Source organism: Streptomyces xanthophaeus (assembly GCF_030440515.1).
GTDB classification, from domain to species: Bacteria; Actinomycetota; Actinomycetes; order Streptomycetales; family Streptomycetaceae; genus Streptomyces; species Streptomyces kutzneri.
The window spans coordinates 2833690-2849836 of record NZ_CP076543.1; the positions used below are offsets into that span (position 1 = coordinate 2833690).

General features: G+C 71.6%; 17 protein-coding genes. 8 read left to right on the top strand and 9 right to left on the bottom strand.

The features are described from left to right. Positions 1 to 127: 127 nt before the first annotated feature. Complete coding sequence (locus KO717_RS11995; RefSeq protein ID WP_301366454.1) at positions 128 to 1195, bottom strand: beta family protein; 1068 nt, start codon at positions 1193 to 1195, stop codon at positions 128 to 130. A 670-nt stretch (positions 1196 to 1865) separates the two neighbouring features. Here KO717_RS11995 and KO717_RS12000 point away from each other — a divergent pair. Both KO717_RS12000 and KO717_RS12005 read left to right on the top strand, forming a co-directional pair. After that, the gene (locus tag KO717_RS12000; RefSeq protein ID WP_301366455.1) at positions 1866 to 3671 is read left to right on the top strand and encodes a polymorphic toxin-type HINT domain-containing protein; all 1806 of its coding nucleotides are present in this window, start codon (positions 1866 to 1868) and stop codon (positions 3669 to 3671) included. Further along, on the top strand, positions 3668 to 4060 hold the full coding sequence (locus KO717_RS12005) for a DUF6188 family protein (protein ID WP_301366456.1): 393 nt from the start codon (positions 3668 to 3670) through the stop codon (positions 4058 to 4060). The genes KO717_RS12000 and KO717_RS12005 overlap by 4 nt, the downstream gene beginning before the upstream one ends. 105 nt (positions 4061 to 4165) lie before the next feature. On the opposite strand, the gene KO717_RS12010 is transcribed toward KO717_RS12005, so the two are convergent. Then, on the bottom strand, positions 4166 to 4729 hold the full coding sequence (locus tag KO717_RS12010; RefSeq protein WP_301366457.1) for a hypothetical protein: 564 nt from the start codon (positions 4727 to 4729) through the stop codon (positions 4166 to 4168). Between the two features lie 56 nt (positions 4730 to 4785). Further along, positions 4786 to 5295 carry a hypothetical protein gene (locus KO717_RS12015; RefSeq protein ID WP_301366458.1) on the bottom strand — a complete coding sequence of 170 codons (510 nt, stop codon included), beginning with the start codon at positions 5293 to 5295 and terminating at the stop codon, positions 4786 to 4788. Positions 5296 to 5699: 404 nt separating this feature from the next. Here KO717_RS12015 and KO717_RS12020 point away from each other — a divergent pair, with 404 nt between their 5' ends. After that, on the top strand, positions 5700 to 6686 hold the full coding sequence (locus KO717_RS12020; RefSeq protein ID WP_301366459.1) for an XdhC family protein: 987 nt from the start codon (positions 5700 to 5702) through the stop codon (positions 6684 to 6686). Positions 6687 to 6692: 6 nt separating this feature from the next. On the opposite strand, the gene KO717_RS12025 is transcribed toward KO717_RS12020, so the two are convergent. Then, entirely contained in the window at positions 6693 to 7016 is a 324-nt protein-coding gene (locus KO717_RS12025; RefSeq protein WP_301366460.1) for a plasmid stabilization protein, read from the bottom strand. A 113-nt stretch (positions 7017 to 7129) separates the two neighbouring features. On the opposite strand from KO717_RS12025, the gene KO717_RS12030 reads away from it, so the two are divergent. Further along, positions 7130 to 7525, top strand: coding sequence for a DUF6479 family protein (locus KO717_RS12030; RefSeq protein ID WP_301366461.1), 396 nt, complete (start codon positions 7130 to 7132; stop codon positions 7523 to 7525). Positions 7526 to 7586: 61 nt separating this feature from the next. On the opposite strand, the gene KO717_RS12035 is transcribed toward KO717_RS12030, so the two are convergent. Then, positions 7587 to 8471, bottom strand: a complete 885-nt coding sequence (locus tag KO717_RS12035; RefSeq protein WP_301374482.1) for an ATP-dependent DNA ligase — start codon at positions 8469 to 8471, stop codon at positions 7587 to 7589. After that, positions 8471 to 9367: a non-homologous end-joining DNA ligase gene (gene ligD / locus KO717_RS12040; protein WP_301366462.1), complete on the bottom strand. Its 897-nt coding sequence runs from the start codon at positions 9365 to 9367 to the stop codon at positions 8471 to 8473. Before ligD ends, KO717_RS12035 begins: the two co-directional genes overlap by 1 nt. A gap of 31 nt (positions 9368 to 9398) precedes the next feature. On the opposite strand from ligD, the gene KO717_RS12045 reads away from it, so the two are divergent. Beyond that, entirely contained in the window at positions 9399 to 10505 is a 1107-nt protein-coding gene (locus KO717_RS12045) for a Ku protein (RefSeq protein WP_301366463.1), read from the top strand. A 173-nt stretch (positions 10506 to 10678) separates the two neighbouring features. Here KO717_RS12045 and KO717_RS12050 read toward each other — a convergent pair whose 3' ends face one another. Beyond that, a complete protein-coding gene (locus tag KO717_RS12050) occupies positions 10679 to 11500 on the bottom strand; it encodes a nuclease-related domain-containing protein (RefSeq protein WP_301366464.1) in 822 nt (273 codons plus the stop codon). 186 nt (positions 11501 to 11686) lie between these two features. Here KO717_RS12050 and KO717_RS12055 point away from each other — a divergent pair, with 186 nt between their 5' ends. From KO717_RS12055 to KO717_RS12065, 3 genes are all read left to right on the top strand, one after another. Next, positions 11687 to 12331: a hypothetical protein gene (locus KO717_RS12055; RefSeq protein ID WP_301366465.1), complete on the top strand. Its 645-nt coding sequence runs from the start codon at positions 11687 to 11689 to the stop codon at positions 12329 to 12331. A 94-nt stretch (positions 12332 to 12425) separates the two neighbouring features. Continuing rightward, positions 12426 to 13172 carry a hypothetical protein gene (locus KO717_RS12060; RefSeq protein WP_301366466.1) on the top strand — a complete coding sequence of 249 codons (747 nt, stop codon included), beginning with the start codon at positions 12426 to 12428 and terminating at the stop codon, positions 13170 to 13172. Next, positions 13169 to 14413 carry a histidine kinase dimerization/phospho-acceptor domain-containing protein gene (locus KO717_RS12065; RefSeq protein WP_437184496.1) on the top strand — a complete coding sequence of 415 codons (1245 nt, stop codon included), beginning with the start codon at positions 13169 to 13171 and terminating at the stop codon, positions 14411 to 14413. Before KO717_RS12060 ends, KO717_RS12065 begins: the two co-directional genes overlap by 4 nt. A 728-nt stretch (positions 14414 to 15141) precedes the next feature. Here KO717_RS12065 and KO717_RS12070 read toward each other — a convergent pair. Together KO717_RS12070 and KO717_RS12075 are read right to left on the bottom strand one after the other, a co-directional pair. Beyond that, a complete protein-coding gene (locus tag KO717_RS12070) occupies positions 15142 to 15411 on the bottom strand; it encodes a hypothetical protein (RefSeq protein WP_301366467.1) in 270 nt (89 codons plus the stop codon). 10 nt (positions 15412 to 15421) lie between these two features. After that, entirely contained in the window at positions 15422 to 16135 is a 714-nt protein-coding gene (locus KO717_RS12075; protein WP_301366468.1) for a TetR/AcrR family transcriptional regulator, read from the bottom strand. Between the last annotated feature and the right edge of the window lie 12 nt (positions 16136 to 16147).

Consider the following 16147-nt stretch of genomic DNA (forward strand, 5'->3'; position numbering starts at 1 on the left):
TCGGACGGCAAGGGCCATCAGCGGCCATTCGAGGAAGGTCGGGGCACATCGGAGACTGGTCCCACCGTTGCCCGGATTACTTCGGGACGATGCTGTCCCCCACCAGGTACCGCTGTCTCCACAGACCTCATGGGTACCCCAGGGTGTTGAGATTGGACGTAACCACCGCTAGGTGATGCGAAGTTGCCCACGCCCGCCACTCCGTACCACCACCGGCCTTAGACCTCTGCCGCATGGCGCACTCCTTTAGACGTGCATCGCCCCATGAAGTTCGCGCCCCTGTCGAGGGCCTGTATGAGGACGCGACCAGGTCAGCGCTCAGTGTGAAGAAGTCATCATTGCCGGAGCGGATTCGCGGGTAGACGAAGACCTGCCAGTCGTCCGGTGTCGTGTAGCGCATGTTGGGGTGCGGCGTTCCACGGGACTTCTCCGGCATCCGGGGATGCGTCACACCGAAATCTCCGAAGTCTGGCGAACTCCCACGGTATCCGCTCAAGACACGCCGCCAGAGCTGCGCATCACGCCTGGCTACCGGCGTCGCCCGACCCCTCGGGAACCCCGTCAGGTTGGCAGGGAACGCTCCGGCAGCAACACACTCCCGCCGCCAGCGCCACGGAGAGAGCGCCGTAAGCGCGGCCAACGCACGGTCGGCCAAGCGATCTCTTACGGCGCTGGAATCCACCGGCCCAGCGTCAATGAGCAGGTCGACCTCTTCCGGATCCAGGTGAAGCATCCGAAGCAGCCACCGGATCTTTCCGTGATCAGGAAGGCACTCCGGCATGTCCGCGGCACCGGACACACGCAGGCAGACGCCACTCTGATGCGAAGCGACCGCCTGTGAAGCCTCAGCCAAGACATCTCGCGAATCCGTATACCGAACGACCGGGCACATCACCACGCCACGGAGGCCGAGAGACTCGCTGAGGCGGGCCATGGGGCCACCAGCCTTGCCCTCAAGGACTCGTGCCGTTGGCAGGGCACCGCTGTCCACAGTCAGGACAGCGCCCTTCGGCACCGCATTCATCGCCCGGTCGCAGAAGGTCTCCAGTACATCCCACACGTCTGGGTTAGGGACCAGCTCCATGACGGGGCGGATGCATGAGCGAACCGCCGGCGTGACGTGCGCCAGGGCCGAGAACTCCCCCGCCTTGCCCTTGAGTATCGGGACGTATGCCAACGGCTTCCCCCAGCGCACTCAGCACCAGCCAATGGATGTCTCGCTCACTCCAATGAGTGTGACGAGAACCCGCCATCTCAGATAGGGACACAAATGAGCCGCAAGGCTGATTCTCACCCAAGCGAGATGGCTCGGGGGATGCACGGCTACCGCAGGCTGAGACGGAAGATCGTGTGAGGGCGCGTGAGAAGTCCAGCGGGCAAGGGGCCGGCTGGCATTTACGCAGGTAGACGGCACAATCACGTCTCTCCTGATCATGCCCTCCGGAGCCGTGTGCGCAGGTTCGAATCCTGCCGGGGGCACTTCGCAGGAAGTGCCCAAAGACCCCGCCATCAGCGCCTTCGCTGAGACGGGGTCTTCGCGTATGCGCAGCCAACTGCCGCTCTGTGCAGCCGGACAGCAGACCCTGCGGCCTGTTCGCGGCCCGGACTCCGCCGCAACCGCGCAGGCCGGCCCCGCACATGACACGACCCCGGCAGGACCGTCGGTCGCCGCGGATCCACATGGCCCCGGAGCGCGCAAAGACCTGCTCGGCCGTGGCCGCGGGCCGCCCGTCGGCCCGGAGATGATCATGACCTTCGGTAACGCCTTACCGTGGGCCGCGACCAAGCGCTTACGCGCAAGTAACAACGGCGGCCGTCAGCCGCCGAGGGGAACGCGGCCCCTGGGGCCGCGTCGTAGGGAACGCATGTTTCAGCACGTCAAACAGAAGATCGTCATACTCCTCACCGTCATGTGCCTGACGGTGGGGGCGGCCGGAACGGCTGCGGCCGCGGATCCGCTCGACCGCCCGCCCACCCTGTTGGAGATCGCCGCCCGGGTATCGCAGTACGCGAAGTGCAAGAACCTTCCGCTGCTGGAACGACCCAAGTGCGCCAAGGAGTTCGCGCTCAAGTCCATCAAGGTCGGGCTCGCCCTGGGAGTGGTCCTCTACACGTTCAAGGATGCGATGGAGGACGACGAGCAGCCGGCGTTCGCCGAGATCACGAAGGAGGTGGCCGCCCTCCAGAAGCTGCAGCCGGAAATCCTGCTCCACCCCACGGCGGAGACGGACCCGAAGAAGCGGCGGGAGGCGCTGGAGCAGTTCGTCAAGACGTTCAAGGCTGCCAAGCCGGCCGTGGATTCGCTGCGCACCAAGCTGGAGCTGGCGGCGCGCGTCAGCGGGACCGCGAGCGATTCGGTCGAGATGCTCGCCTTCATGACCGCCGTCCAGTTCTTCCCGCCGGGCGAGGATCGGCCGCCGGTCGTTGCCGACGGGTCGTTCGGCCGGTGGATCGACGACGTCCTCGGCGCCCTGGACCAGATCAACCGTGGTCTCGACGAGACGAACGCGGCCCTCGATGAGATGAACGGCATCATGGTCGATGTCAACAAGAGCATCGACGGCATGAACGAGGGCCTGAAGCAGGCCAACCGGGGGATGACGCAGCTCAACGAGGGCGTCGGCCAGATGAACCAGGGCATGGGGCAGATGACCACTGCCGTCGCCGGGTTCAACAAGGCCGCGGACAAGATCCTCGCCGTACCGGACATCAAGTTCGACTTCTCCCACGTTGCCGACCAGGTCGGTGCGCACCCCCAGTCGCCCGAGGAGCGCGCCGCCGAGAACCGCAGGGTGGGCATGGTGCTCGACCTGCTTCCCGGCATCAGCAGCGGCAAGGGCGTCGTGGAAGCCATCACCGGGAACGATCTGGCGACCGGTGAGCGCCTGGACACCATCGACCGGGTCGTGGGCGGGCTCGTCGTGCTGAAATGGCTCAAGACCGGCGGCACGCTCACGGCCGAGGCCATCCGGGCCGCCCGCAAGACCGAGAAGGTCGCCGGGTGCTTCAACAGCTTCCCGGCCGGTACGCCGGTACTGATGGGTGACGGGGCCACCCGCCCCATCGAGCAGATCAAGGTCGGCGACACCGTCCTCGCCGCCGATCCCGAGACGGGTGCCGGCGGCCCCCGCCGGGTCGACGGCACGATCTACACCCCCGACGACCGTGACTTCACCGGCATCACCGTCGGTCAGGGGGCGGGCTCCCTCACCGCCACGGACCACCACCCGGTCTGGGTGGAGAACCGCAGGCAGTGGACGGACGCCGCCGACCTCAACTCCGGTGACACCCTCCGCACGCCGGACGGCACCGCCGTCGCGATCGACAAGGTCACGCACTGGAAGGAACTCCAGGGCGCGTACAACCTGACGGTCAACGACCTGCACACGTACTACGTGCTCGCGGGTGTCACGCCGGTTCTGGTCCACAATTCCAATGGACTGTGCAGCAGGCCGGCCGCCATCGCGCAGGCCGCCGGCCTTTCGGTGAAGCAGGTGAAGGATGCGATCCACAAGGTGAAGAACCAGGCGGCGTGGCGCGGAATCGGCGGCAACAGGAACCCGGACATGCTCGTCGACCCCAAGACCGGAGAGGTCTACCCCCAGATGCCCGACGGTTCTCCGGGTGACAGCATCGGCAACATCTTCGACCACATCCCGGGCCGGTCGTGATCGAGGACCTCGGCGACCGCTGGCGCATCGGACTGCGGGGGAGCCCGGTGCTGGCCGTCTCCCGTACGGAGACGGCCCTCTCGGTGACGTTCGCCGACGAGGTGGTGCTCACGGTCGCCGGCCCCTTACTCCTGACGGACGGGCCGGCCACCGCTCCGGGGGCCGTAGCGGTTGCCGGTGAAGAGTGGGGCCGACTCGTCGGGGCCACCGTCCTGTCGTCGATCGTCTTCAAGTCCGGCTCCCTGCGCCTGGTGTTCAGTACGGGCCATCACCTGAACGTGCGGGGCGCGGAACCCGGAATGGAGGCGTCCCTGCGGCAGCCCGGAGTGTTCCGCTGGTCGAACCGTCAAGGGGTCAGCGCCATGGAGACCCTCGGGGCGCAGGACTAGGAGCGCTGCGTCTTGGCCAGCGGGACAAAGCCGGTACGCACGGAGGGCCTGCAACCTCTCACGGTTGCGGGCCCTCATCGCGCCGCTCAGGTCCCGAACCGGCCTCTAAGGGTTCTCGCCCGGGTTCTGCTTGAATGCTTTGAACGAGTAGTGCTCGGCGCCGCGAGGGCCCAGGTTCATGTTGTCGCTGAAGTGGTCCGTGAAGTCCAGAGGCGGACTGAATACCACTTCCGGGTAGACCCGAAGAACCATTCCGTCCGGGATGAGTGCAGAACCGAGCGGCACCTGTGGACGTGTTTCCTCCTGGGGAAAATTGAAGGGGCCGACGACCCGGGACGCACCCGTCATCTGCGGACCTTCGTAAAGAACGATCTTCCTGATCCTGGGGGGAGGGTCGGTCGCCTTGTAGACGACGGCCGAACTTGCCGCCCTTGCCCATTCGCCGAGGTCCGGGTCGTCTTGGCCGACATCCAGATGAGCGCCCTGAAAGTGCCAGTGTTCATAGAGGCGCACCACCAAGCCCGAGGGCACCTTGACAGAACGAACGACGTCGTTCCCGATACTCAAGTCCGATGAATCATAGGACCCTACGGCAAGGAACTGGGCCAGGCCGAGGAAATTCCTGTCTGCGAAAAGAACTACACGGTCGCCGGATTCGCTGGCAGGCATACCGATGCTCCTAGCGTGGGATGGGCACCGCTCGTGACGAGGGCCACGAAACAGGGTCAGTCCAGGAATCCTGAAAGCTGCTGGCCCACATGGAAGTCGTCCATGTGGATCCGGCAACTCCTGGTGTCGGCAACAGCGTTGATCGCATCGCAATAGGCGCGCATCTCCAACGCTCCGGTGCTCGGGAGGCCCGTCACGCCGAGCCAGTGTGTCTTTCCGTTGGTGGAGCCGGAGGTCACGCGCTTGTCGTAATGCCTCAGACGCAGCCGATCCGTGGGCGGACGGCTCATCGGCGAGGTCACGACCCACTGGCCACCGTCCCAGATCGACCACTCACCGGTGGGGTTGATGGTCGGATGCGGAGCTATCTTCACACCCTCCGTCAGGACCTCGATGTAGAGGGAGACCTGCTCGAAGTACACACTCATGTAGCTCTCGGGCGCGAGGATGTCGATGTACATCTCCACCGGAACGTCGGGAGAATTGGCGAGGGGTCTGAGACCTGTGGTTCCGACGAACAGAATCTCCGACCTGCAGTCGGGCGGCTCTTTCGTGTACTTGGCCATGGACGGGTCCCTTCAGCAGCCCGAGTCGTCACCTGTGGCTCGGGATCCTCCACAGGGCGATGCGCAGCCTGCGAGGCACGAGATACGCGGCCCGGCTTCGGTATGTTCACGAAGTTCCGGTTCACCGCGCTATTTCCATTCAAGCACCGCCCTGACCCGACTGCCAGTCAGTACCCCGGCCCCGGAACGCGCCGAAAGACTGGGAGTTCCCGGCCGCGGGCCTGGGCCGGCATCGCCGCAGTCGGCCGGTTCCGGTGGTCCGTACGAGGGAGGTGGGGCGGGGTCTGTGGGATCTGGGGGGTGGGTAGGTGCGGGGTGCGTGCGTACGTTGGGGGTGAGGCTGCATGGCGCCGCTGGCCAGGTGCCGTGTGGCGGGCTCTGACGATCGAGAAGGGGCGGCGCGGATGCGTGAGCTGGTGGAGACGGCGCGGCAGTGGGTGGCCGAGGGGCGGACCGGGTATCTGGCCCGGCCCGTGACCGAGCAGGGGTTCGGACCGCGGGATCCGGCCGGAGCCGTGCTCATCGATACGCGGGGGGAGTGTGTCGGCACGCTCTACCGCGGGGTCTTCGACGCCGAGCTCGCCGCCGAGGTCGCGGCCCTGCCGGCCGGGGTCACGGCGCGGGTGTGCGAGGTGTCCGTACGGGCCGCCGAGGCCGTGGCCGCGAGGCTGACCTGCGGCGGGCAGGCGGAGGTGCTGCTGCAGCCGCTCTCGGCGATCCCGGCCCAGTGGTGGGAGCTGCTCGGCGACGGGGTCGGGGTGGCGTTGGTGACCCGGCTGAACGAGGCCGCGGACCGGGCCGCCAGTGAGGTCGTCCGGGCCACGGACGCGCCCGGTGACGATGCCGGGCGGCGGGCGGGCGAGCTGCTGGCGACCCGGCGGGCCGGGCGGGACGCGGTGTACGCGGAGTCGGGGCTGGTGCTGGTCGAGGCGTTCCCGTCGGCCCCGTACGTGGTCATCGGAGGCGGCGGCGAGCTCGCCGAGATCATCGAGCGGCAGGCCCTGCTGCTGGGCTGGGAGGCCGTGCTGGTCACCGGCCCGGAGGAGGCAGCCAAGGTGCTGGAGGCACGCCGGGACGCCGCGTGCCTGGTCATGCTGAGCCACGAGGAGTCGTTCGACGTGCCGACGCTGCGGGTGGCCCTGGCCCAGGAGGTGCCGTACGTCGGCGCGCTGGGCTCACGCAAGACCACGGCCCGGCGGCGGGAGGGGCTGCTCGCGGCCGGGGTCACCGAGGCGCGGCTGGCGCGGGTGCACGGACCGATCGGCCTGGACCTCGGCGCCCGCACCCCGGCGGAGACCGCGCTGGCGATCTGCGCCGAGATCCTGGGGGCGCTCGGGGAGCGCAAGGCCGCCGGGACCCTGCGGGATGCCGACGGCCCCATCAACTCCTAGGCGCTTTCACTCCCCCAGGGCCCGCTTGAGCTGTGTCTTGTTCATCTCCGAGCGGCCGTGGATGTTGCGGCGCCGCGCCTCGGCGTAGAGCTGTTCGTACGTGGGGCCCTGCGCGCCCGAGTGGGAGTGCAGGCCCCCGCGCCGCGACGAGGAGATGTCCTCGACGGATTCCCTGCTCGCGGTCCGGGATTCGCCGGCCCGGGCGCGTTCCTTGTTCACCGTCCGGGCGGCGATCTCCTGCGCCTTCTCCTCGGGTTCGCCGCGCCGCTCCAGGCCTTCCTTGATGTGCTCGTACTGCCGCTCGCGCTTCGGGGAAGATCCGCGGGGCATGGCCGGCCTCCTTCTCGTTCGGTGGGTGGCACACCGGGCGTGTACCCCGGATGGCCCAAGGCACCCAGGGCATAGCGGAGCATTTCGGACCTGGGTGCGGGAACATGGTCGCTATGGACACGACTCTGAGCGTGGACGCGACCCTCGCCGACATCGCATGGTTCCTGGTCGTCGGCATCCTCGTCGCCGGCTTCCTGCTGGGCGGCTTCATGCTCGGCAAGAAGGTACGGGCCAAGGAGCCACCCCCGCCCACCCCCGAGAGTCAGCCGCATCTGCCCGACGGCGGCGCGGTCTACGAGGTCCGCGAGGAGCGGGACCAGGTGGAGATCCCGGAGGGTGGCCTGCGGCCTCACGAGATGCAGGGCTACGGGAACTTCGGCTCCACCACCTCCAGTCATCCGGACGAGGTCCGGGCGGAGCGCGAGTCCGGCTACAAACTCCCGGAGGGGCCGGGACCGCATCCGCAGCCGGGGGCTCCGCCGGACGCAGGGCGTGGCGCCCACTCCTGACCCGAACGACGCCCTGCCCGCCTGCTCCGTCCCACCCTCTGACCCGCGCCTCCCGCGCGGGTCAGAGGTCCGTCCGCAGCCGCAGCACCTCCGGCGGCGGGTGCCGGGTCGAGGTGTACCGGACCTCCGCCGTGAGCGGTGGGTCGAGCGCCCGGAACGGGACCTCCCCGAGCCCGATCGCCGTGACCGTGGCCAGCAACGGCGAGGCGGCCCCGCGGGCGGCCACCTCGGCCGCCACCTCCGAACGCAGCGCCGCGCTCAGCGGGCTCGACACCAGCGGGGTCTCGTCCCCGACCGGCAGGACGAGCACCAGGGCGAGCGGGCGGCGCGGGGTGCCGGTGTAGCCGACCACCGCCGCGTCCCGGACGTCGGTGTGCCGCAGCTTCTGCCAGCCGCGGCGGCCGGCGGGATAGGCCTGGTCCAGCCGTTTCACGACGAGGCCCTCGATCCCGCTGGCCGGCAGGGTCTCGTACCAGGTGGCGGCCAGTTCCGGATCGGTCGTCATCGGCACCGGCTGCAGCGGTGGCCCGAGCGGCAGCAGCAGGTCGACGAGGAGGGCCCGGCGGCGCTCGTACGGGCGTGCGCGCAGGTCCAGCCCGGCCAGTTCCAGCACGTCGAAGGCGGCGTACGAGGCGGGCAGGCGCTGCGCGAGCACCGCGGCCCGTGCGGCGGTGGCCGCCGCCCGCCGCTGCACCAGCGCGAAGTCCGTACGCCCGGCGTGCCAGACCACCACCTCGCCGTCGAGGACCGTGTCGGCGGGCAGCAGCAGCGCGGCCGCGGCCAGGTCGGGGAAGGCGCTGGTCACGATCCGGCCGGAGCGCGCCTGGAGCGTCACGTCGGTCGCCGAGCGCAGCACGACGAGCCGGTGGCCGTCGAACTTCGGCTCGTACGCCAGTCCCGCCCCGCGCGGCAGGGTACGTACGGCTGCGGCCAGCGCGACGCGGATCACGGCCGGGCCCCCGGCAGCGGCCGGGCCTGCTCGGGGTCGGTGAGCGGGCCGAAGAGGTCCCCGTCCCGGGCGAGCCTCGGGGCGATGTCGTCGGCGAGGAAGACGAGCCCGGCGGCGGTCCGGCAGGCCTCGACCTCCGCCCAGGACACGGGCGCGGACACGGTCGGGCGGGCCCGCGCGCGCAGGGTGTAGGGGGCGGCGGTGGTCTTGGCGGCGGCGTTCTGGCTGTGGTCGACGAAGACCTTGCCGGGGCGCAGCGCCTTGGCCATGCGGTGGACGACCAGGCCGGGGAGCTCACGCTCGGCTTCCTGGGCGAGCTGCTTGGCGTACGCGGACACCCGCGCGGACGGGGTCGGCTCCAACGGCACTGCCAGGTGCATGCCCTTGGAGCCGGAGGTCTTGGCGTAGGCGTGGAGGCCGTCGGCGGCGAGCCGCTCGCGCAGCCAGAGCGCGGCGGCGCAGCATTCGACGACGGTGGCGGGCGGACCGGGATCGAGGTCGAGGACCATCCGGTCGGCGAGCGCGGGGTGGCCGGCGGTCCACTGGGGGGTGTGGAACTCCACGACGAGGTTGGCGGACCACATGAGGGTGGCCATGTCGGCGACGACCACCTGTGCGGCGGAGAGGTCCTCGGAGCGCGGCACGGGGGTGGTCCTCACCCAGTCGGGCGTGCCGGGCGGCGGATTCTTGGTGAAGAAGAGCTGCCCGTCCGGTCCGTCGGGGTAGCGCAGGAAGGACACCGGCCGGTCGTGGACGTGGGCGAGCAGCGGTCCCGCGACGGTGGCGTAGTAGTGCAGCACCTCGCCCTTCGTGAAGCCGGTCTCCGGGTAGAGGACCTTGTCGAGATTGCTGAGCGCGATGCGACGGCCCTCCACCAATGTGATCGGCGTCATACGATGAGACTGCCACGAAACAGGAGGAACCGTGCGATCCATATGGAACGGGGCGATCTCCTTCGGCCTGGTCAGCATCCCGATCAAGCTCGTGAACGCCACCGAGAGCCACTCGATCTCCTTCCGCCAGATCCACGTGAGTGACGGCGGGCGCGTCCGGTACCGCAAGGTGTGCGAGCTGGACGGGGAGGAGGTGCCGAGCGCCGAGATCGGCAAGGGGTACGAGGAGGCCGACGGGTCGATCGTCCCGATCACGGACGAGGACTTGGCGCAGCTGCCGCTGGCGACCGCGAAGACGATCGAGATCATGTCGTTCGTGCCGGCGGAGGAGATCGATCCGCTGCAGATGGACGCGGCGTACTACCTCGCGGCGAACGGCGCGACGGCGGCGAAGCCGTACACGCTGCTGCGGGAGGCGCTCAAGCGGAGCCGGAAGGTCGCGATCGCCAAGTACGCGCTGCGGGGGCGGGAGCGGCTGGGCATGCTGCGGGTCGTGGACGACGTGATCGCGATGCACGGGCTGCTCTGGCCGGACGAGATCCGGGCGCCGGAGGGGGTGGCTCCGGAGGGCACGGTGTCCGTACGGGAAGCCGAACTCGACCTGGCGGACGCACTGATGGCGACGCTGGGCGAGGTGGAGATGGCCTCGCTGCACGACGACTACCGGGAGGCCGTGGAGGCGCTGATCGTGGCGAAGTCGGGTGGGGCGTTCGAGCCGACGGAGGCCGTGGTGGAGCCGGCCGGCGGGCAGGTGATCGACCTGATGGCGGCGCTGGAGAAGAGCGTGCGGGCCGCGAAGGCTTCCCGGGGGGAGGCGGATCGGGAGGGCGAGGCGGAGGCCGAGGTCACGCCGATCCGGCGGAAGGCGGGGGCGGAGGCGGGGGCGGCTGCGCCGAAGGCGGTCGGTGGGAAGAAGTCGACGTCGACGGCGGCTTCGGCCAAGAAGACGGCGGCTTCGGCCGCGACGAAGAAGAAGACGACGACGACCGGCAAGTCGGCTGCGGGCAGGTCGGCTTCGGGCGCGGCGGCGGCCAAGAGCACGGCCAAGACGGCCAAGACGGCCAAGACCGCGGCGGCGAAGAAGACCGGTGCGGCGGCGAAGAAGGCCGCGACGCCGCGGAAGCGGACCTCCGCCTGAGCGGTGGCGGTGGCTGGGCTGGGCTGGGCTGGGCTGGGCCTGCGGCGCTCTCCCCTACCCGCCCCTTCCCGAAACCGGGGCTCCGCCCCGGACCCCGCGCCTCAAACGCCGGCGGGGCTGGGATGTACGGCGGTGGGGGCCTGGGTGTGCGGCCGGGGACGGGGTGGGGTGCCTCAAACGCCGGTGGGGCCGGAGTGGGTGCCGAGCCAGGTGGTGGTGTCGCGGGCGCGGGCGAAGAGGGCGTCCACCTCCGGGGGTTTCAGCGTCGTGGGGGATGCCGCGAGGTTCGGGGTCGCCGTCGGGGGCTGGAGGATGCGGATGTCGCGGACCGTGGGGGCCGTCTCGACCCGCGAGGCGTCGACCAGCGCCAGCGCCGGGGTGACCTTGGCAGCCAGGGCCGCCGTCGCGAAGGCCGCCGCGCGGCGGATCCAGCGGGGGTCCGGGCGGGGTTCCGTGCGGCCCACCGTGAGCAGCAGGTCGCCGATCACCGCGCGCTGGCGGCGGCCCGGAATCGTACGCACGCAGAAGACGCCCGCCGGGCCGATGAGCAGGTGGTCGATGCGGCCCAGCCCCGGGAGCGGGACGCAGTGCAGGGTCCGCCAGCCCTCGGGTTCCAGGGCGTCGAAGGCGTCGCCCATCCGCTGCTGCGCGGTCAGGTCCTGGCGCAGCCGGTGCCGGGCTCTGGTGCCCGCCGGGCCGTGTTCCAGTTCGCCCAGCAGGGTCTCCCCCGGGCGGTTCGGGGCCAGGTCCGCGTCCGGCGATAGCGCGAGACGTCGCAGGTCGGAGGCGGTGGGGACCGGGGGCGGGCCGATCGAGACCGTCCCGCTCAGGTAGGGGCGGAGCACCGCCAGGATCGCCTCGCGGTGGTCGTCCGCGAGCACGCTGATCCGGTTGGCCTGCCGGTCGTACCAGGCCACCGCCTGCCCGTCGGGCAGGTTGACGTACAGCCGGCCGCGGCCGGGCCGGCCGCTCGGCAGTACCTTGAGTCCGCGCATCGCCCTCACCCCCGCCGTCCATGGGAGCAGCCGGGGCGCCGCAGGGCAATCCCTCGGATGTGTAACGACTCCGACGGAACCTTGCGACTCCGCTGTTACACGAACGGGGCGCTGCCGCAACGGCCCGGCCCTAGGTTTGACCCACCTGGATGGCCCAGGCCCTGACCGGCACCGAAGGATTTCCCCGTGAGCACCGTCAGCCGCCGCACTCTCGTTCGCGCCGCCGCCGTGACCGCATGTGCCGGAAGTCTGCTGGCGCTGCCCACCGCCGCCGCCCTGGCCGAGGGGGTGCCCGCGGCCTCGTCCGCACACTCCGCGGCCCCGCGCCCGATCCTCGTCAAGAGCCTCTCGCTCGCGGACGGCGTCTCCACGGCGAAGATCTACCGCACGGCCGACGGCGCCTACCAGGCCGAGATCCTGGCGGCCGACGGCGCCAAGGCGGCCACCCTGACCAGCCGTGACGGGGTCACCGCCGTCGGCGGCTCCGGGGACCTGCACGCGGCGCTGGACCCCGCCGGGCGGCTGACCTCCTGGGTGGGCGGCGTCCCGGCCGAGGGCGGCGACCACACCGTGGCGGGCGACGGGCACAAGACCGGGACCCGCAACGAGGCCCGCGGCGGGCAGGTCGTTCCGGCCTCCGTTCCCCGGAAGGCGGCCACCGGGGACACCCACGTCGTCGCCGACGGTTCCGGCGGTGGGCGGCGGCTGCGTACGCTGGCGGACGGTCCGGGCGACGGTGTGCTGCTGCTCGCCGCCGCCGGCGGGATCGCGGCCGTCGGCGCCGCCGGGCTGGGCTTCGCGATGCTGCGCCGAGGGCGCACGGACAGCTGAGACCGCAGGGTAAAACGGATGTACCTCCGCATATGGTTGACGTGGTCGACGTGATCGGCCGTCGGCGTATCGCGGTCAGAAGGGCACAGGAGCTGTGAACAGGTTGCGCTTGCGTGTGTCCGCGCGCTCGCTGCTCCCCCTTCTCGCGCTGGTCCCGCTGCTGGCGGGCTGCGGGGACAGTGGCGGGCTGGTGAGCGCCGGTTCCACACCGACCGCGAGCGGGCCCGTACATCTGTGGCCCGACCGCCGCGGCGCGTCCGTACCGCCCGCCGATCCGGGCGGGGCCCCGCCCGAGTACGTGAAGGGGATCCCGCCGGTCCGCGACCAGGACGTGCACGCCGTCGACCCGGTGGCCCTCGTCCAGGCCGAGCTGCGCGCCCATCCGGACACCGAGGTCGGCGCGGACGGGATGCCGCCGCGGACGGCGGCCGCGATCCAGGAGTGCGCGAAGGCCGAGGACGAGGACGAGCAGGATCCGGAGGCGTGCCCGGTGCTGAAGCCGTACTACCGGGACCTCACGGGCAACGGCAAGGACGAGCTGATCGTCGGCATCGAGTTCCCGGACAAGATGATGTCCGTACGGGTGTACACGGCCGACCCGGACGGGCGGCTCAACCGGATCATGGCGACCACGGAGACCGTCATCACGGTGGAACTCGCCGGGCGTGACGTGATCCTGCGGGTGCCCAGCGGCAACCACGGATACGAGCTGGTCACCGCCTGGTCCTGGGACGAGAAGCAGCTCACCATGCTGCCGACGCGCGAGCAGATCGTACGGGTGCCCGGCAATCCGCAGGCCCCCGGGAGCCGGGAACCCGCTCCCGTGCCGGGCCGACCGTGACGCCCGTGCGGCTGCCCGCCTGGACGGCCACGCTGACCTGGAAATCGGCGTGCTTCATCGTGGTGATGTGCTGCTCGCTGGCGGCCGTGCTGGGCGCCCTCGTGCACGTGGAGGTGACCCGGCAGACGGTGGCCACGGCACGGGAGAAGGCGCTCGGCAGACTGCTGGAGGTCTCGCGCGCGTACGAGGCGGGCGAGCCCCTTCCGCGCGGTTCGTGGCTGGATCCCGTCGGGCTGCCGCCCGAGCTGCGGGCGCTCGCCGTCAGCGGGCGCCGGGGCACTGTGGTGGCGGACCACCGGGGCCGCCCGACCATGTGGGCGGCGGGCCCGGCGGACGGCCGTGCCCTTGCGACCACCGTCGACTACGGGCAGAGCGCCCGCACGATCAGCGGGCTGGACCACGCGATCATCGGGTCCTCGCTGCTGGCGATCGGCGGCACGCTGCTGGTGGGCGCCTTCGCGGTGACCCGGGTGACCCGGCGCCTGCACCTGACGGCGGCCGTGGCCCGGCGGATCACCCAGGGCGACCTCGACGCGCGCGTGGACGACCCGCGGACGAGGGCCCCCTCGCGGCACCAGGACGAGGTGGCGACGGTGGCGGCGGCGCTGGACACCATGGCCGGGAGCCTGCAGTCGAAGCTGGAGAGCGAGCGGCGGTTCACGGCGGACGTGGCACACGAGCTGCGCACACCGCTGACGGGCCTGCAGGCGGCGTCGGAGCTGTTGCCGGAGGGACGGCCGACGGAGCTGGTGCAGGAGCGGGTACGGACGATGCGGCAGCTGACGGAGGACCTGCTGGAGATCTCCCGGCTGGACTCGGGCAGCGAGGTGGTGGAGAGCGACCTGCACCAGTTGGGGCGGCTGGTACGCCGGGTGGTGCGGGCGTCCGGGACGGACTCGGAGGTGGTGATCCTCCGGGATGCGCACGTGGAGACGGACCGGCGGAGGCTGGAACGGGTGCTCGGGAACCTGGTGGCCAACGCCCACAAGCACGGGCGGCCGCCGGTGGTGCTGACGGTGGACGGGCCGGTGGTGACCGTACGGGACCACGGGGACGGCTTCCCCGAGTACCTGGCGGCGCACGGCCCGCAGCGGTTCCGGAGCGGGGGCGGCAAGGGGCACGGGCTGGGGCTGACCATCGCCGTGGGGCAGGCGGGGGTGATCGGGGCGCGGCTGGAGTTCCGCGCGGCGGAGGACGGCGAAGGCGGCGGGCTGGCGGTCCTCCGTCTCCCGGGCCACTAGCCGGTCTCCTGGCCGGAGCCGCGGGACGCTGCGGGGGCCTACGGGCGGGGCCGGCTCGACGCGTGCGCGGCCGCGGGCTGGGTGTCGGCGGGCGGCGACGCGGGCGCGGGCCCGGCGTTGCCGACCGGAGACGGCGGGGCCGGCGCCGCAAGCCGCGGGCTCGGCGTTGCCGGGCGGAGTCGCGGGGACGGTCGTGCGGGCCGCGGGCTCGGCGTTGCGGGGCAGAGACGGCGGGGGGCGGCGGTGCGGGCTGCGGGCTCGGCGTTGCGGGCGGACGCGCGGGCCGCGGGCTCGGCGTTGCGGGCCGGAGACGGCGGGGCGGCGCTGCGAGGCTCGGGCTCGGCGTTGCGGGCGGAAACGGCGACGGCGGGGCGGCGCGGCGCCAGGCGGAGACGCCCGGGCGGCGGTGAGCGGCGCGGGCCGACGGCCGGGGCCCTCGCCCCTGCGTCCTCGGCCCCCGCCGGAGCCCGACCCGACGCTCGCGGACCCGGAAACGGCCTCGGCGTACCCCGGCCCGGTCGGAGCCCTGCCACGGCGCGCCCGCCCCCGCCCCGGCGTACTCGGCCCCCGCCGGAGCCCGACCCGACGCTCGCGGCAACGGAACCGGACCTGGGCCGGGACCGGCCCCCGCCGGAGGCCGACCCGACACTCGCGGACCCGGAAACGGCCTCGGCGTACCCCGGCCCGGTCGGAGGCCCCGACGCGGCAACGTAAAGGGACCGGCGAGGTCAAGGGCGTGGGGTCTTCGTCCAGGGCCAGCGGACCTGGGGCTTGGTGCCCGAGGGGCGGAAGTCGTACTTCCAGCCCTTCTGCAGGCCGAGCCGCTTGGAGTACCCCGCCGGGACGCGTTCGTACAGCAGTACCGTCGGCGGGCCGCCGTCCGGTGCCGGGACGGGGATCTCGTACCACTTCGGGGGGTGTCCGGTCGGGCCGAGGAGGACGGGGAGGACCCGGCCGTCCATCGGGCCGCCCTCGAACGGGGTCGGTTGGCTTCTCACCCCACCAGTGTCACAGCAGGTGGGCGGCCTCGGACACCACCGGGATCACGCGGCGGGCCAGGACCCCGACCGGGCCGTCCGCCGATTCCAGGGCGAGGGCGGCACGGGCGGCCGCGGCCGTTTCCGGGTCGGTGGCGGCGGTGGCCGTCAGGAGGGCGATGAACTGGTCCAGCAGCCAGTCCCGGAGGCGCTCGACCTCGGGCTGCTTGCCCTCGTCGATCCATATGAGGGAGGCCGCCTCGACGGCCGTGATCCACGTACGGACCATCATGCGCAGCCGGGGGCCGGGGGCCGGGACGCCCAGGTGGAAGAGGATCTGCTCGGCGGCGGCCCGCCGGATGCCGTCGACCGTCGCCGTGGTGCGGGAGGTCTCCACGACGCTGCCGCCCTGCAGGAGGGCGGCGAAGCCGGCGTCGTGTTCGTCGACGAAGGCGAGGTAGCGGTCCAGGGCCCGGGACAGACGCCGGGTCAGGGGGCCCTGCTGGGGTTCGGCGAAGCACAGTTCGAGGAGCTCGGCGGCCGAGCGGAGGGCGGCCTCGTAGAGCTGCTGCTTGCCGCCCGGGAAGTAGCGGTAGACGAGCGGGCGGGACACCCCGGCGGCCTCGGCGACGTCGTCGAGCGAGACCTCCTCCGGTGCCCGGTGCGCGAACAGCGAGAGGGCGGCGTCGAGGAGTTGGGCTCGCCGCTCCTCGACGCTCAGCCTGCGGTACGCGCGTACGGTCATGTCCGCAGGGTA

Excerpts from the sequence above, each read along its gene's own strand:
- KO717_RS12020 (WP_301366459.1), top strand. The coding sequence starts at position 5,700 with ATGCGTGAGCTGGTGGAGACGGCGCGGCAGTGGGTGGCCGAGGGGCGG.
- KO717_RS12030 (WP_301366461.1), top strand. The coding sequence starts at position 7,130 with ATGGACACGACTCTGAGCGTGGACGCGACCCTCGCCGACATCGCATGG.
- ligD (WP_301366462.1), bottom strand. The coding sequence starts at position 9,367 with ATGACGCCGATCACATTGGTGGAGGGCCGTCGCATCGCGCTCAGCAAT.
- KO717_RS12050 (WP_301366464.1), bottom strand. The coding sequence starts at position 11,500 with ATGCGCGGACTCAAGGTACTGCCGAGCGGCCGGCCCGGCCGCGGCCGG.
- KO717_RS12075 (WP_301366468.1), bottom strand. The coding sequence starts at position 16,135 with ATGACCGTACGCGCGTACCGCAGGCTGAGCGTCGAGGAGCGGCGAGCC.
- KO717_RS12010 (WP_301366457.1), bottom strand. The coding sequence starts at position 4,729 with ATGCCTGCCAGCGAATCCGGCGACCGTGTAGTTCTTTTCGCAGACAGG.
- KO717_RS12025 (WP_301366460.1), bottom strand. The coding sequence starts at position 7,016 with ATGCCCCGCGGATCTTCCCCGAAGCGCGAGCGGCAGTACGAGCACATC.
- KO717_RS12000 (WP_301366455.1), top strand. The coding sequence starts at position 1,866 with ATGTTTCAGCACGTCAAACAGAAGATCGTCATACTCCTCACCGTCATG.
- KO717_RS12015 (WP_301366458.1), bottom strand. The coding sequence starts at position 5,295 with ATGGCCAAGTACACGAAAGAGCCGCCCGACTGCAGGTCGGAGATTCTG.